This window comes from Dysosmobacter welbionis, from assembly GCF_005121165.3.
In the GTDB taxonomy this organism is placed as follows: Bacteria; Bacillota; Clostridia; order Oscillospirales; family Oscillospiraceae; genus Oscillibacter; species Oscillibacter welbionis.
Genome location: NZ_CP034413.3, coordinates 2,221,643 through 2,234,814 on the forward strand (window position 1 = coordinate 2,221,643; position 13,172 = coordinate 2,234,814).

At 61.1% G+C, this 13,172-nt stretch carries 13 protein-coding genes; 6 read left to right on the forward strand and 7 right to left on the reverse strand.

The window, feature by feature from the left end; genetic code table 11:
* Nucleotides 1-280: 280 nt before the first annotated feature.
* Nucleotides 281-1,552 (reverse strand): DeoR family transcriptional regulator, encoded by a 1,272-nt coding sequence (locus EIO64_RS11760; RefSeq protein ID WP_021749715.1) that lies wholly within the window; start codon nucleotides 1,550-1,552, stop codon nucleotides 281-283.
* Nucleotides 1,553-1,835: 283 nt separating this feature from the next.
* Here EIO64_RS11760 and EIO64_RS11765 point away from each other — a divergent pair, with 283 nt between their 5' ends.
* From EIO64_RS11765 to EIO64_RS11780, 4 genes are all read left to right on the forward strand, one after another.
* Nucleotides 1,836-2,168 (forward strand): helix-turn-helix domain-containing protein, encoded by a 333-nt coding sequence (locus EIO64_RS11765; protein ID WP_021749716.1) that lies wholly within the window; start codon nucleotides 1,836-1,838, stop codon nucleotides 2,166-2,168.
* A 143-nt stretch (nucleotides 2,169-2,311) separates the two neighbouring features.
* Nucleotides 2,312-3,442, forward strand: a complete 1,131-nt coding sequence (locus EIO64_RS11770; protein ID WP_025545610.1) for a TerD family protein — start codon at nucleotides 2,312-2,314, stop codon at nucleotides 3,440-3,442.
* A 21-nt stretch (nucleotides 3,443-3,463) separates the two neighbouring features.
* A complete protein-coding gene (locus EIO64_RS11775; protein ID WP_021749718.1) occupies nucleotides 3,464-4,837 on the forward strand; it encodes a VWA domain-containing protein in 1,374 nt (457 codons plus the stop codon).
* A 390-nt stretch (nucleotides 4,838-5,227) separates the two neighbouring features.
* Nucleotides 5,228-5,485: an HPr family phosphocarrier protein gene (locus EIO64_RS11780; protein ID WP_021749720.1), complete on the forward strand. Its 258-nt coding sequence runs from the start codon at nucleotides 5,228-5,230 to the stop codon at nucleotides 5,483-5,485.
* Nucleotides 5,486-5,621: 136 nt separating this feature from the next.
* On the opposite strand, the gene EIO64_RS11785 is transcribed toward EIO64_RS11780, so the two are convergent.
* Genes EIO64_RS11785 through EIO64_RS11800 form a run of 4 tightly spaced genes read right to left on the reverse strand, consistent with a single transcriptional unit; the run spans nucleotide 5,622 to nucleotide 9,368 of the window.
* Complete coding sequence (locus tag EIO64_RS11785) at nucleotides 5,622-6,515, reverse strand: NAD(P)-dependent oxidoreductase (RefSeq protein WP_021747777.1); 894 nt, start codon at nucleotides 6,513-6,515, stop codon at nucleotides 5,622-5,624.
* A 24-nt stretch (nucleotides 6,516-6,539) separates the two neighbouring features.
* Nucleotides 6,540-7,817: a TRAP transporter large permease gene (locus tag EIO64_RS11790; RefSeq protein WP_021747776.1), complete on the reverse strand. Its 1,278-nt coding sequence runs from the start codon at nucleotides 7,815-7,817 to the stop codon at nucleotides 6,540-6,542.
* A complete protein-coding gene (locus EIO64_RS11795) occupies nucleotides 7,814-8,317 on the reverse strand; it encodes a TRAP transporter small permease (protein WP_025544782.1) in 504 nt (167 codons plus the stop codon). The genes EIO64_RS11790 and EIO64_RS11795 overlap by 4 nt, the downstream gene beginning before the upstream one ends.
* Nucleotides 8,318-8,351: 34 nt before the next feature.
* The gene (locus tag EIO64_RS11800) at nucleotides 8,352-9,368 is read right to left on the reverse strand and encodes a TRAP transporter substrate-binding protein (protein ID WP_036629491.1); all 1,017 of its coding nucleotides are present in this window, start codon (nucleotides 9,366-9,368) and stop codon (nucleotides 8,352-8,354) included.
* A 329-nt stretch (nucleotides 9,369-9,697) separates the two neighbouring features.
* Here EIO64_RS11800 and EIO64_RS11805 point away from each other — a divergent pair, with 329 nt between their 5' ends.
* Nucleotides 9,698-10,426 carry a FadR/GntR family transcriptional regulator gene (locus EIO64_RS11805; protein WP_025544779.1) on the forward strand — a complete coding sequence of 243 codons (729 nt, stop codon included), beginning with the start codon at nucleotides 9,698-9,700 and terminating at the stop codon, nucleotides 10,424-10,426.
* Between the two features lie 211 nt (nucleotides 10,427-10,637).
* Here EIO64_RS11805 and EIO64_RS11810 read toward each other — a convergent pair whose 3' ends face one another.
* Nucleotides 10,638-10,955, reverse strand: coding sequence for a hypothetical protein (locus EIO64_RS11810; protein ID WP_249390664.1), 318 nt, complete (start codon nucleotides 10,953-10,955; stop codon nucleotides 10,638-10,640).
* Nucleotides 10,952-11,539: a LysR family transcriptional regulator gene (locus tag EIO64_RS11815; protein WP_136891387.1), complete on the reverse strand. Its 588-nt coding sequence runs from the start codon at nucleotides 11,537-11,539 to the stop codon at nucleotides 10,952-10,954. Before EIO64_RS11815 ends, EIO64_RS11810 begins: the two co-directional genes overlap by 4 nt.
* Before the next feature lie 297 nt (nucleotides 11,540-11,836).
* Between EIO64_RS11815 and EIO64_RS11820 the strand changes: the two genes are divergently transcribed.
* Nucleotides 11,837-13,153, forward strand: coding sequence for a GntP family permease (locus tag EIO64_RS11820; RefSeq protein WP_136891388.1), 1,317 nt, complete (start codon nucleotides 11,837-11,839; stop codon nucleotides 13,151-13,153).
* Nucleotides 13,154-13,172: the final 19 nt, after the last annotated feature.

The window sequence follows — 13,172 nt, forward strand, 5'->3', positions numbered from 1 at the left end:
TGCGGTCCGCCGGTATGCCTGCCGCCGGGTCTGAGATTCGTGTGGGGGCTAGCCAACCAACTTGTGTCGGCCTACACCAACCACAGAGCCGGCCGCCAGTGACACTCCCGCCGTCCGCAACGCCAATGTATCAGTGTTTTTCCGGATTGTCTACGGATTCGGCGCGATTGTTATTCAAACGAAACACGCCGTTCAAAAGCGTCTGATTCGTGGTAATTTATGTAACAAAAGTTGCAGATTTCCAAAAAAGAGAGAGGCGGGAAACCGGGGCTGCCCGGTCTCACGCCTCCTTCTGCAAGAGGATGTATTTCTGCCCGTCCTTGGCGATCTGGTGCTCCGCCAGCATCCGCTGGAGAATGGGCCAGCACTGGCGGGGGCCGATTCGCAGCACCCGGGCAATGTCCTGGCGGTAGGCAAACCCCGCTTCCGACAGGTACGCCAGGATCGCCTGCTCCTGGTCCTCCGGCGGCACCACCGTGCTGGGCAGGTAATAGCGGTTTCCCACTTTGGTCAGCTTTCCCCGGGCCACCATCTGCCGAAGCCGGTTGTAGGCCGTGTTCTTGGAGACCCGCAGAAGGGCCATCACCTCATTCCGGGTGATGGAGCCCTGGCGCCGGACAACGTCCAGCACCTGGTTCTCGCCGCCCACCCGGATGTCGTAGTCCAGGCGCAGGTCCCGCAGGGAGAGATCGTCCAGCCCGCCCTGCACCAGCGCCGCCCGCACCAGCTTGGACAGGCGGGTGCGCTCATAGGGGCGGCGGCTGCGGGGGGACATCAGGACCCACTCCGCCTCTGGCGGCGCCGCCTTGCGCAGCTTCTGGAGAATGGACAGGACGCCGCTGGTCAGGCGGACTTGCCGGTCCGGCAGGATAAGCCGCTCCTTCTGCAGGTCCACCTGGTCCCACCGCAGCGACGCGATCTCCTCCACCTGGAGCCCCAGCTGCCAGGTGAGCCACAGGGCCGCCCCGGCGGGGGTGTCCTGTTCCGCCTGCAGCAGCTTCCAGAGGGCGAACTCGTCGATCTGCGGCGCTGCCTTCCGGCGGATGCGGGTGGAGACCTTCTTCTCCGTCAGGTAGGCCGCGAAGTGGACGTTCATGGCGGCGGCCTCCAGCCCGGTGATCCGGGAGACGTACTGCCAGTCGTGACGTTCCAGCTGCCGCAGAACGTAGTCGTGGCGCAGGTCGATCAGGCGGACGGCCTTCAGGTCCCCGGCGTCCAGCGCGGCGCGGGCCAGGCGGGAGATGGACTGGGCCGCCAGGGGCTGCTGGTCCCGGTCCGACAGCACCACCCGTTCGCTGCTGCCGTTCCGCTCCCGGCGCAGGGCCTCCAGCCAGGCGGCCAGCTCCGGGGCCAGCGGGACCGCCCGGTCCGGCAGCAGGAGCTGTTCGCCCAGCAGATCCACCTGAGCCCAGGTGAGGTGCTGGATTTCGTCCCGCATCAGACCGGCCATCCACGCCAGCCGCAGGATGGCTCCCGCGGCATCATTTGTATGCTGTTCCAGCACCCGGCAAAGCAAGGCTCCATCGGGGCGGTTGAGCGTGTAACTCTGCATGGCGTCTCCTCGTTTTGTTACGCTTGTGTGTCACAAAAATGACCTTCCTGCTTTTGGAAGCCTGCGGGTGACGGAATCTTCTCTATAAGCTAACGTTTTTTGTGACAATTGTTATGCACGTGAAACCGCTTTTGAAAAAACTCCTAATCCATTGCACCACAATGGATACGGAGATTTTCTCACTCAAAATATACACTATAAGATAACTAAAATCAATATCTTATAGCATATTTTGAATGGACACGTTCCAGAATAGACTTATTCTAAAAGGAGCGTGAAACAGATGACAAAACAGGAGCGAGTCGCCATGGGGCACCGGCTGCGGCAGCAGAGGACCCTTCTGGGCCTCACCCGGGAGGAGTTTGCCGAGCTGGCGGATATCAGCGCCGGCTATTACGGCCAGATCGAGGTGGGGACCTCGCAGATGTCCATTGACACGCTGATTAAATTATCGAAGACGTCGCAGCTCTCAATGGAGTATATCCTTTTGGGAGAGGAGATTCAGCCCGATGCAGATCTGACCGCCATAGAGGCCCTGCTGGCCCGGTGCACGCCCCGGGAGGTCCGGCTGGCTGAGAAGGTCCTCCGGCTGTTTCTGCTGCGGGGAGACGCATAGCGGGCCTGCGGCGGCCGGATAGATCTGCGCCCGCTGGGTTGAAAAACCGGATCCACTTCTTGATTCGGCGGCCGCCATCCACTAAAATAGGGAGGTAAACCCGCAGGGCGGAGAAACGGATATGCGAGAAAGGACGGGATCCCATGGAACTGCAGAAGGGACAGAAGTGCAAACTGGCGGACCTGACCGGAAGCGGACAGCTGCGAATCTCCGTGACGGTGTCCCTGCCGGGGAGCGAGGCGGACGTGACCTGCTTCGGCGTGGACGGAGCGGGGAAGTTGTCCGACGACCGTTATTTTATTTTTTACAACCAGACCAGTTCGCCGGAGGGCGCCGTCTCCATGCACCAGTCCGGGGAGTCCACGGTATTCTCGGTGGACCTGAACCGCCTTCCGGGCTTCCTGCAGAGGCTGGTGGTGACGGTGGCGGCGGAGAGCGGCACCATGCAGGCGCTGGCCCGGGGACTCCTGACGCTGGAAGGAGAGTTGGACCGGGCGGCCTATGTCTTCACCGGTGCGGGGTATCAACAGGAGAAGGCCCTGATTCTCTGCGAGGTGTACCGCAAGGATGGGATTTGGCGCTTTTCCGTGGTGGACAGCGGCTTCAACGGGGGACTCTCCGCCCTGCTGGCCCACTTCGGCGGGGAGGAGGTCAAGCCTGACCCGCCGACCCCGGCACCCGCTCCGCCGGAGCCGAAGGTGAATCTCTCCAAAATCAGCCTGAAGAAGAGCGGAGAGAGCCACAAGATCGACCTGACGAAAAACCGTCGGCGCATCCACGTGAACCTGAACTGGGACCAGCGGCGGGGCCTGTTCAGCCGGGGCATCGACCTGGATCTGGCCTGTATGTACCGGCTGAAGGACGGGCGGCAGGGGGTCATCCAGGCCCTGGGCAACAGCTTCGGTGCCGCCGATCAGCCCCCCTACATCAAGCTGGACAAGGACGACCGCTCCGGCGCCAGCGCCAACGGCGAAAACATGGACTTCTTCCGGCCGGAGCTGATCGACTTCGCCGTGGTTTTCGCCTTCATCTATGAGGGCGTGCCCAACTGGCGGTCCACCAACGCCCGGGTGGTGTTGAGCCAGCAGGGGGCGCCGGATATTGAGGTCCAGATCGACAACCCCAACAGCAACGAACGGTTCTGCGTCCTGGCCAGCCTCACCGGCCGGGACGGCGGGCTGGAGGTCCGGCGGGAGGACTTGTTTTTCAACAGCCACCGGGCTGTGGACGCCCATTACCACTTCGGCTTCCGCTGGGTGGCGGGCCACAAATAACACGGGAGAGGAGCCGAAGTCATGTTGGATTTGCAGCGGGGACAGAAGATCTCCATTCAAACCGTCTGCCGGACCTGGACCCTGGAGGTGGAGCTGCGGCATCAGGGGCCCCTGGCGGTCGACGTGTCCTGCTTTGGCCTGGACAGCGCAGGCCGCCTCTCCGACGAGCGGTATTTTCTTTTCTATAACCAGCGGCGCTCGCCGGAAGGGGCCATGGCCCTCTCTGAGGGAGCATCCGGCGGAACGGCCCGATTCCAGGTGGATCTGGCGGCCCTGCCGGACCATATCCAGCGGCTCTCCTTCACTGCCGCCATTGACGGCGGCCGCACCCTGCGGGAGCTGGAACAGGGCAGCATCGGTCTGTGGGTCAGAGGGGAGGAGATGGCCCGGTATGCCTACGCGGGGAACGAGTTCTCCGGGGAGCGAGCCATCGTGGCCGGCGAGCTCTACCGGAAAAACGGGGACTGGAAGTTCAGCGCCGTGGGCCGGGGCTTCAACGGCGGCCTCCGGGCCCTGGTGGAGAGCTTCGGCGGCGTGGTGTCAGACCCGGTCCCGCCGCCTCCGCCGCCTGTCCGGACAGCTGTGTCTGCCCGGACAACCCGGCAGCCGGCCGCGCCCGCCGGCGGTCCGCCTCCTTCCGTGGGGGACATCCTGCGCTCCCTGCCGCCCCATGTCTGCACCCGCATGGAGGGGCTGGCCCGCCGCTGCCAAGGGGACCTGGACTTCCTGGCGCCGTTGTACAAAGCCTCCTTTGCAGCACTGGCCCAGGTGCCCCGGGCAGCGGAGAGGGACCTTCAGACGGTCCTGTGCGCCGATGCCTCCGGCTCCATGTTCGACCTGTACCGCGGGGGCCGGGTCCAGCAGATGTTCGACAAGTTCTTCGCCCTGTCCTCCACCCTGTCAGACAGCGGCGCCCTGGACTGCTGGGCCTTTGCTGCGAAGAGCCGCCAGCTGGAGCCGGTGACGCTGGATAACATCCGGGACTACACCTTCTCTCAGGCCGGCGGATACGAGCGGTGGATGAGCATGCTCAACTACCAGTACAACAACGAGCCGGAGGCCATGCGGGACATCATGATGATCTACGGCGGCCTGCGCAGGCCCATTCTGGTGCTGTTCCTGACGGATGGCCGGTTGCAGTCCGACTGGGAGATCGAGGAGATCCTCATCAAGACCTCCCGTTTCCCCGTGTTCTGGCAGTTCATCGGCCTCTATGGCGAAGAGTACGGCGTGCTGAATCACCTGGATGAGATCGACGGCCGCCACACCCAGAACGCCGCCTTTTTGAAGATGGAGGATTTCGACGATTTCATGGACAGCGGCTTTTACCGGACCATTTTCGCAAACACGGCCGCTTGGCTGGAGGAGCTGGACCGGAAGCAGATGCTGCCGTAGAGGAGATGCGCTGGGGCGGATGCTATTTACGGGGCAGCAGGGGGCGGGAGCCGAGGCATGGGACTTTTTCGGGTGTCAAATGATGCGGAGACTGTGAAAAGCCCCTGGGATGGAACCCGGCGCATCAGGGATTTTGCCGCTGGGCATTGCGCACTCCAGCTGATGCGGCCCTGCGGGATACCCCTGGTTGCCCGGAGCGGCAGGCCGTGAGGCTGCGGGATGGCTGTGCCTTCGGATGCGGCACGTCTCCATGCTTCTGTCAGGGGCCATCCCGGCGCTCTCGGGTTTGCGTTACCCCCTTGCCCGGACAGGAAAAAGAAGGTATAATCATTTTGTTCCATCACAGCGGGCGGACAGCCCGCGGCAAGGAGAAACTGAGGAGGTCTTCTTATGCTGTGCACGAGAGAAGTCACGGTCCAGGTCCCTGACGGCCTGCACCATCAGACGGCGGCCCGGTTCATCCAGACTGCCAACCGCTTTACCAGCGTTGTCCGCGTCGTATACGGCGACAACAACGTCAATGCCAAAAGCCTGCTGGGTGTGCTCTCCCTGTCCATCGGAGCGGGGACGCGGATCACGATCACCGCAGACGGAGCGGATGCCGGAGAGGCGCTGGATGCGCTGGAGCAGTGCCTTGCCGGGGCGTGAGCCTTTGGAGCAGACCTGATCTCCTGAATCAAAGAGGGGCCGCCGGCAAAGCCGGCGGCCCCTCTTTACAGAAATGCGCGGGGACCGGACAGGCATCCGGTCCCCGCGCACTCTGAGATTGATCGTCTGACAAGCGTCAGTCTGCCGTCTCCTCCCGGCCGACCTTCACGCCCATCTTGTCCTCGTAATACTTGACCAGTGCCGCCTGGTCCTCGTCGATGTGGCCGTTGTCGTTCATCCAGTCCATCACATGGAGGACCACATCTGTCAGCGGCGTGTCGATGTCCAGCTTGTGGGCATAGTGCTTGGCGTTCAGGATGTCCTTCCGGTGGACGGCGATCCGCGCGCCGGGGGTGTAGTCCCGCTTAATGATCTTGGGCACCTTGTTGTCGTACATGGGACCGCCGGCAAAGCCGCCCCGGGTGGCCTCGAACGTGGTCTGCAGGTCGATGCCCGCCTTGGCCGCGAAGGCATAGCCCTCCGCAATGGCCACCAGGATGGCGCCGCCGATCATGTTGTTCACCAGCTTGGTGACGCTGCCGCTGGCGGGGCCGCCGGTGTAAACGGGACTGCCCATGCACGCCAGGACCGGCTTTACCTTGTCAAAGGCCTCTTTGTCGCCGCCGGTCATAATGGCCAGCGTCCCGGCGATGGCCATGGGGTTGCCGCCGCTGACCGGGGAGTCCAGCAGGAACATCCCCGCGTCCTTGGCCTGCTGGTACAGCTCCAGAATGATGTCCGGTGCGGTGGAGCTCAGGTCCACAATCACATTGCCGGGCTTACCGTACTGGATGGCCTGCTCCACGCTGTTGCGGATGATGGGATGGGTGGGCAGGATCTGGAGGATCACGTCGCAGGCCTTGTAGATTTCTGCCGGGTCACTGACGGGGATGCCGCCTGCCTCCCGGAAGGCGTCCATCTGCTGCTGGACCACATCGTAGCCCAGCACGGGCAGCCCGCACTTCTGCACCACGTTTTTCGCCATAGGCAGTCCCATGACGCCCATTCCCAAAAATCCGATTTTTTGCATATCCAAGACTTCCTTTCTTCGCAATCAGCCCGCCATGATGCTGGGAAGCAAGGTGGTGAGGGGCGAGACATAGGTGATGAGGAACAACACGATAATGGAGATCAGCAGCATGGGCATCATGGCCTTCAGGGAGTGAGACAGCCGGGTTTCGCCGGTCTGGTTGCACAGCAGCAGACACAGGCCCACCGGCGGCGTCACCAGACCGATGCAGAGGTTGAAGCTCATGACGATGCCGAACTGCAGCAGATCGATGCCGAAGGCATTCAACAGCGGCAGCAGGATCGGGGTCATCATCACCACAGCCGCATTGGCCTCCATCAGCATACCGATGATCAGGAACAGAATGTTCAGCAGCAGCAGAATGACGACGGGGCTGTTTGTGATGGAGCTGAAGAAGGAGACCAGCTGCTGGGGCAGGCCGGAGGTGGTGATTACATAGCTGGAGGCGGAGGACAGGCCCACCATCACCATGATGGTGGCGGTGGAAACTGCGCCCTCCACAAACACCTGGGGCAGCTCCTTGAAGCTCATGTCCTTGTATACGAAGAGGCTGATGATCAGGCTGTACACCACTGCCACGGCAGAGGCCTCGGTGGGGGTGAAGATGCCGCCGAAGATGCCGCCCAGGATGATGATGGGCATCAGCAGCGCCCAGATGCCCTTGCGCACGGAGGAGCCGATCTTCCTCAGGTTGGGCTTCTCATGGGCCGGCAGATTGTGCTTGTGGCCGTAATACAGGCCGTAGGCAATCAGAGCCACCGCCAGAATGATGCCCGGCAACACGGAGCCCAGGAACAGCTCCGCCACGGACACATTGGTGATGCTGGCGTACACGATCAGCACAATGGAGGGCGGAATGATGGGACCCAGGATGGAGGAGATGGACGCTACGCCCACGGCGAAGGGGGCGGGATAGCCCTCCCGCTTCATGGCGGGGATGGTGATGCCGCCGATGGCGGAGGCGGTGGCCACGCCGGAGCCGGAGATAGCGCCGAACAGGGCGGAGGCCAGAATGGTCACCAGGGACAGGCTGCCCTTGATGTGTCCTATAATGGCATTACAAATGTCAATCAGTTTTCCTGTAATACTGCGGGACATGATATTGCCCGCCAGAATGAAGAAGGGGATGGCCAGCAGGGCGCTGCCGTTCATGCCCGCGAACATTCTCTGAGGCAGCACAATCAGGGGCAGGTCCGCCAGGTTCAGGGCCGCCAGGGCGCCGATGCCCAGGGCGATGTAGATGGGGAATCCCAGGAGGGCGAGACCCAGCAGCAGAATGATGATTAACAGGCCGGCGTTCATACCTGGGCCTCCTTTCCGGCCCCGCGCAGGGCAGAGATGTTCTTGAAGAGGACCTCAATGGAAGTCAGGAGCATCAGCACGATGCCGACGGGCATACAGGAATAGGGGATGGACATGGGGATCCCAAGCCCCGCAGACATGGTGCGGGCGCCGGTCTGCACCAGGGTGATGGAGTAGGACAGCAGGAATACCATGAACACCATGCCGGCCAGAGTGGCGATGATGGTGAGGATGGTCCGCACCTTCGGCTTCATCAGATTGATGAGAATGTCGATCTGCAGATGGCTGTTGCGGCGGATGGCAATGGCTGCACCGATCATCACGTCGTAAATGAACAGATACCGGGCCAGCTCCTCGCTCCAGGAGTTGGCGTGGGCAAAGATGTACCGCATGATGACCTGGTAGGCGATGATGATGACCATAATCCCTACGGTGACAGCCAGGATCGCTTTCTCGACCTTCTCCAGGACATCTAGGAATTTGGAATATCCTCTCAGCATGTTTGACACCTCGCTATGTCCTTCGTGGCGGTTGTCAGGCATTGGGAGCCAGTGCACGGATCTGGTTGCACCAGTCGGCCAGATCGGGGAAGTTGGCCTCCGCATAGCCGCTGAAATGCTCGGTAAAGGCGGCGTTGTCCACATCCACAAAGGTGACGCCTTCCGCGGTCAGCTCTTCCTTGGCGGCATCCTCCCGCTCCAGCACCTCCTGACCGATCTGCTCGCCGGCATAGACGGCAGCCTCCTCCAGCGCGGACTGGATGTCCTCCGGCAGGGATTCAAAGTACGCCTTATCCATGATAATGGTGTTGGCGCTGTATACATGGTTGGTCAGAATCCAGTAGGGGCAGACCTCCTGGAAGGAATAGCTCTGGGAGTCCAGGATGGAGTTCTCCTGCCCATCCACGGTGCCCTGCTGCAAAGCCGTGTAGGTCTCGCCCATAGCCAGGGGAGTCGGGGCGGAGCCCATCCACTCCCAAACCTTGATGTAGCCCTCCAGATTGGGGCTGCGGAGCTTGAAGCCGGCGAAGTCCTCCACGGTCTTCATCTCCTTGGTGGCGGTCACGATCCGGGCACCACGGTAACCGGCGCCCATCAGCTTGAAGCCGGAGTCATTGCCCACGGTGTCTAGAATCTCCTGGCCCAGCTCGCCGCCCCAGACCGCCTGGAAGTGGTCGTAACCGTTGTAGATGTACGGCATGATGTCGATATTTGCCAGATTTGTGAAGGGAGCCAGTGTGCCCACGGACTCGCAGGTGATGTCCGCTACGCCGGCAGCCATGCCCTCCAGCACCTCAGTGGTGGAACCCAGGCTGTTGCCGCCGTAGAATTCAATGGAGACGCGGCCGGATGTGAGCTCCTCTACCTTCTCCTTGAAGAACGTGGCCATATCATAGCCCAGCTCGCCGGGGGCACTGCCGTTCAGCGCCATGCGCCAGGTGTATTCCGCGCCGGTGCCGTCTCCGCCGGAATCACCGCCTCCACCGCCGCAGCCTGTCAGCAGGGTAAACATCATCACAAGTGCCAATACCATTGCCAACGTCTTTTTCACATCAAACACTCCTTTTTCTTTTATCCTGTCGATTCTCTGCGAAGGGTCGCTTGCTGCCGGGACATGACAGTTGTGCCGCCGGCCTGACAACAAAATATGTTGCCTTATAAATGATTTTACCATTTATATTTCTTGCTTTATTTTATAGCACTTTACCCAATGCTCGTCAAGCGTTATTAAAATAACGAGCTATTTTGCACAATTTTTAACAATGTCGCGTGCGGATATGTCTCGCCACTCCTGCAGGCATCCTACGGACTCTCCCTTGATTCCGGCTTTCGAGTATGATATACTTTTCACAAAAAGCAGGAAGGGTAAGGAGAACCATGATGGAGCAGCCTTCTTCCAAAGCCCTCTTCACGCCTGCCAAGACCCAGCGGGCGTCCGAGGCTATTTACAATCAGATCTACCCCAAGATCATTTCCGGGGAACTGCGTCCGGGGGACCGGCTCCCGCCGGAGCGGGAGCTGGCGGAGATGTTCCAGCGCAGCCGCCCTGTGGTGCGGGAAGCGCTGCGGATGCTCCAGCAGGAGGGACTGATCGAAACCGCCGTGGGCAGCTCCGGCGGCGCGGTGATCCGGGGCGTCTCCCTGAAATCCGTGGAAGAGCCCCTGAAAAACCTGGTGGCCATGGGGGCCATCAATCTGGATGAGCTGCTGGAGTATCGGCATATCAACGACCGCAGCTGCGCCCGTCTGGCTGCCATCCACCACACGGAGGAGGATGCTGAGGCGCTCCGGCAGACCCTGGAGGGCGCGAAGGCCAACCTGGACAGCCTCTTCAGCTTCCAGGAGTATGATGTGGCGTTCCACAGCGCTTTGGCCAAGGCCAGCCACAACACGCTGGCCTCTCTGATTAATGACGTGATTGTCCGCCTCAACACGGATGTGTTTGTGGAGACGATTCGGGATTACACACCGGAGCAGCTGCGGGAGATCAATTTGCGGATCTACAACACCCATTACGCCATCATGGAAGCCGTCCTCGCCCATGACCCCGACGGGGCGGACCGCGCCGTGGCGGCCATGGTCCGGCTGTTTCAGGATACGGTCCATTGAACAGGCACGGAGCTTCACAAGTACGGCAGCGCACCGCGAAAAGAAACGCTCGCCGCTGCGCATGAGGGGGCGCATTCGGATCCTGCTGCCTGGGAAGGGCAGGGAAATACCGTTCACAAATTTCTGCGATGCAGCTGCGTCGCAAAAAAGCTGGCTGCCCGTCGGGCAGCCAGCTTTTTTGCCATGATGTTTTGGAAAGGAGTTCCCGCGGTTAGGTGCCGCCCCGCAGGGTGTTCTCCTGGATGAAGCGGATCAGCTCCCACCCCAGCTTGGGCAGATAGCGCCCCTTTTTGAGAAAGAACCCCACGTCGAACACCACCGGCTCCTCGAAGGGGCGGATCGCCAGCCCTTCGCAGCCCAGGGCCTGCTGGCCCTGGGCCACGCTGATGATGCCCACGTACCGGCAGGAGCGGACCAGATTCGCCATGCACAGCACCTGGTCATAGTTGAAGAGAATGTCCGGGATCACCTGATGGCGCTCAAACTCCCGGCTCATCAACTCCTTCACCTTGGATTGGGCGTCCATCATAATGAGCTTCTCCTCCCCCAGCCGCGCCAGGGGATCCGGTCCAGCCGCGCCAGGGGATGGTCCGGATGCAGCACCGCGTGGATCTCCATAGTGCCCATAGGAATGATCTCCAGCTCCTCCGCCTCCGGCGCTGTGGGGAAGGCGTTATAAGCCAGGTCCAGCATTTCACCCGTCACCATCTCCACGTGCTTGTTCATGGAGCCCTCGTTCAGGTAGATCTGCGCCTTGGGGTGCTCCCGCAGAAAGGTGGAGAAGATCATGGGCACGATGGGATTCGTCAGCACGTGGGAGATTCCCAGCCGCAGGCGCTGTTCCGCCGTGCCGGCCAGATCCCGCATGGCATTTTCCGCCGCTTCACAGGTGCTGAGGATGCGCCGCGCCCAGATCATAAACTGCTCGCCCTCGTATGTAAAGGTAACGCCCTTGGAGCTGCGGACCACCAGCCGCACCCCCAGCTCCTCCTCCAGCGCCTGGACGGCGGAGGAGATGGCCGGCTGGGACACGTAGAGCGCCTCGCTGGCCTGGGTGAAATTCTTATACTGGTAGACCGCGTCCAGATATTGCAGCCGCTTCAGATTCAGCATCCGGCAGACCTCCCATCCCTCCGGCGGCGCACCGCCGCGCTTTTCTTTAAGAATAAAGGAGTTTTATTGAAAAATCAAGATTTTCTTTATGCCAAAAGTGCGAATTGACATTTTTTTGACTAGCTGTTTATAAGTTTTTGTTATTCCTGCATAAAAACATGGTATTTCACTATTGAATTGCCAGTTGCTAAAATTCAAATTGGAAGACATATTGGGGGGCGCGGGAAAGGAGGGTACACGGCAACGGGCGCCGCTTTCATCAAATCTGACAGAGAAGGACGGGAGGATATAGACAACATGATCGTAGTGAGCGTGATTGGAATCATTCTGGCATTCGCGGTGCTGATCTTTGCGGCTTACAAAAAAATCAGCATGTTCCTGGCGGCAGTGCTGGCTGCGGCCATCGTGGCCCTGTTCGGCGGGCTGGACGTGGCGGCCTCCCTGGTGGGGGCGGACGGCCCCTTCCTCATCGGCATGAAGGACTTCGTGGGCAGCTGGCTGGTGATCTTCGCCCTGGGCGCCCTGCTGGGCGCGCTGTATGACAAGAGCGGCGCCACCTGGCGCATCAGCAGCACCCTCATCAACAAGGCCGGAACCCAGTGGACGCTGCTGATCTACGTGCTGGTAGGCGCCTTGTTGGTGTACGGCGGCATCCAGGTGACCGTGATGATCTTCGTGCTGCTGCCCTTTGCCAAGATCCTGTTCCCCAAGGCGGGCATCCCATGGTACTTGTTCCCCGGCATCACCGGCCTGGCCATCGCCACCTTTGCCATGGGCCAGATGCCCGGCAGCCTGCAGATGCAGAACATCATTCCCACTCAGATTCTGGGCACGGCGCTGACCGCCGCCCCGGTGGAGGGCGTGCTGGCCACGCTGTTCATGATCGTCGTAGGTGTCGGCTACCTCTACTGGCAGGTGAAGAAGGGTCATAACGACCCGGAGGCGGCCATCGAGCTCTACCAGGTCCAGGGCGGCATTTTGGACGAGAAAGAGCTGGAGCAGCGGGCTCCGGGCTTCTGGATCTCCCTGCTGCCCATGGTGGTGACCTTCGTCCTCATCAACGGCTTCGGTGTGGAGCTGCTGTACGGCCTCACGGCCGGGTGCGTGCTGTCCCTCCTGTTCTTCTGCAAATCCCTGGGCGGCGTCAAGGGCTTTGGAGAAATTGTCTCCGAGGGCTTCAACAACGGGATCTTCCCCTGCATCATCATCGCTGCCGTGGTGGGCGTGGGCAAGGTGGTCTCCGCCACCGATGTGTTCGCCCTGGTGCAGGAGAACATCATCAACCTGCCGCTGCCGGGCCTGGTGAAGGTGGCGGCCATCACCACCATCATCGCCGGAATCACCGGCTCCGCCTCCGGCGGCCTGACTATCGCGCTGGAGCTCTTCGGTGAGACCTTCATCTCCTGGGGTTACACGCCGGAGATCATCCACCGGGTGGCCTCCATCGCCTGCGGCGGACTGGACACCCTGCCTTGGAACGGCACCGTAGTGATGCTGTTCGCCCTGTCCGGCGTGTCCTATAAGAAGGGCTACAAGCACGTGGCGATGGAGACGGTCATTCTGCCGCTGCTGTCCCTGATCCCTGTATTTATCTACTATTCCATCGTACACTGAGAAAGGTCGTGTTGAATCG

What these genes read in the sequence shown, in the direction of transcription:
- EIO64_RS11765 (WP_021749716.1), top strand. Translation starts at nt 1,836, where the DNA reads ATGACAAAACAGGAGCGAGTCGCCATGGGGCACCGGCTGCGGCAGCAG.
- EIO64_RS11775 (WP_021749718.1), top strand. Translation starts at nt 3,464, where the DNA reads ATGTTGGATTTGCAGCGGGGACAGAAGATCTCCATTCAAACCGTCTGC.
- EIO64_RS11820 (WP_136891388.1), top strand. Translation starts at nt 11,837, where the DNA reads ATGATCGTAGTGAGCGTGATTGGAATCATTCTGGCATTCGCGGTGCTG.
- EIO64_RS11810 (WP_249390664.1), bottom strand. Translation starts at nt 10,955, where the DNA reads ATGATGGACGCCCAATCCAAGGTGAAGGAGTTGATGAGCCGGGAGTTT.
- EIO64_RS11790 (WP_021747776.1), bottom strand. Translation starts at nt 7,817, where the DNA reads ATGAACGCCGGCCTGTTAATCATCATTCTGCTGCTGGGTCTCGCCCTC.
- EIO64_RS11785 (WP_021747777.1), bottom strand. Translation starts at nt 6,515, where the DNA reads ATGCAAAAAATCGGATTTTTGGGAATGGGCGTCATGGGACTGCCTATG.
- EIO64_RS11770 (WP_025545610.1), top strand. Translation starts at nt 2,312, where the DNA reads ATGGAACTGCAGAAGGGACAGAAGTGCAAACTGGCGGACCTGACCGGA.
- EIO64_RS11815 (WP_136891387.1), bottom strand. Translation starts at nt 11,539, where the DNA reads ATGCTGAATCTGAAGCGGCTGCAATATCTGGACGCGGTCTACCAGTAT.
- EIO64_RS11780 (WP_021749720.1), top strand. Translation starts at nt 5,228, where the DNA reads ATGCTGTGCACGAGAGAAGTCACGGTCCAGGTCCCTGACGGCCTGCAC.
- EIO64_RS11795 (WP_025544782.1), bottom strand. Translation starts at nt 8,317, where the DNA reads ATGCTGAGAGGATATTCCAAATTCCTAGATGTCCTGGAGAAGGTCGAG.
- EIO64_RS11760 (WP_021749715.1), bottom strand. Translation starts at nt 1,552, where the DNA reads ATGCAGAGTTACACGCTCAACCGCCCCGATGGAGCCTTGCTTTGCCGG.
- EIO64_RS11805 (WP_025544779.1), top strand. Translation starts at nt 9,698, where the DNA reads ATGGAGCAGCCTTCTTCCAAAGCCCTCTTCACGCCTGCCAAGACCCAG.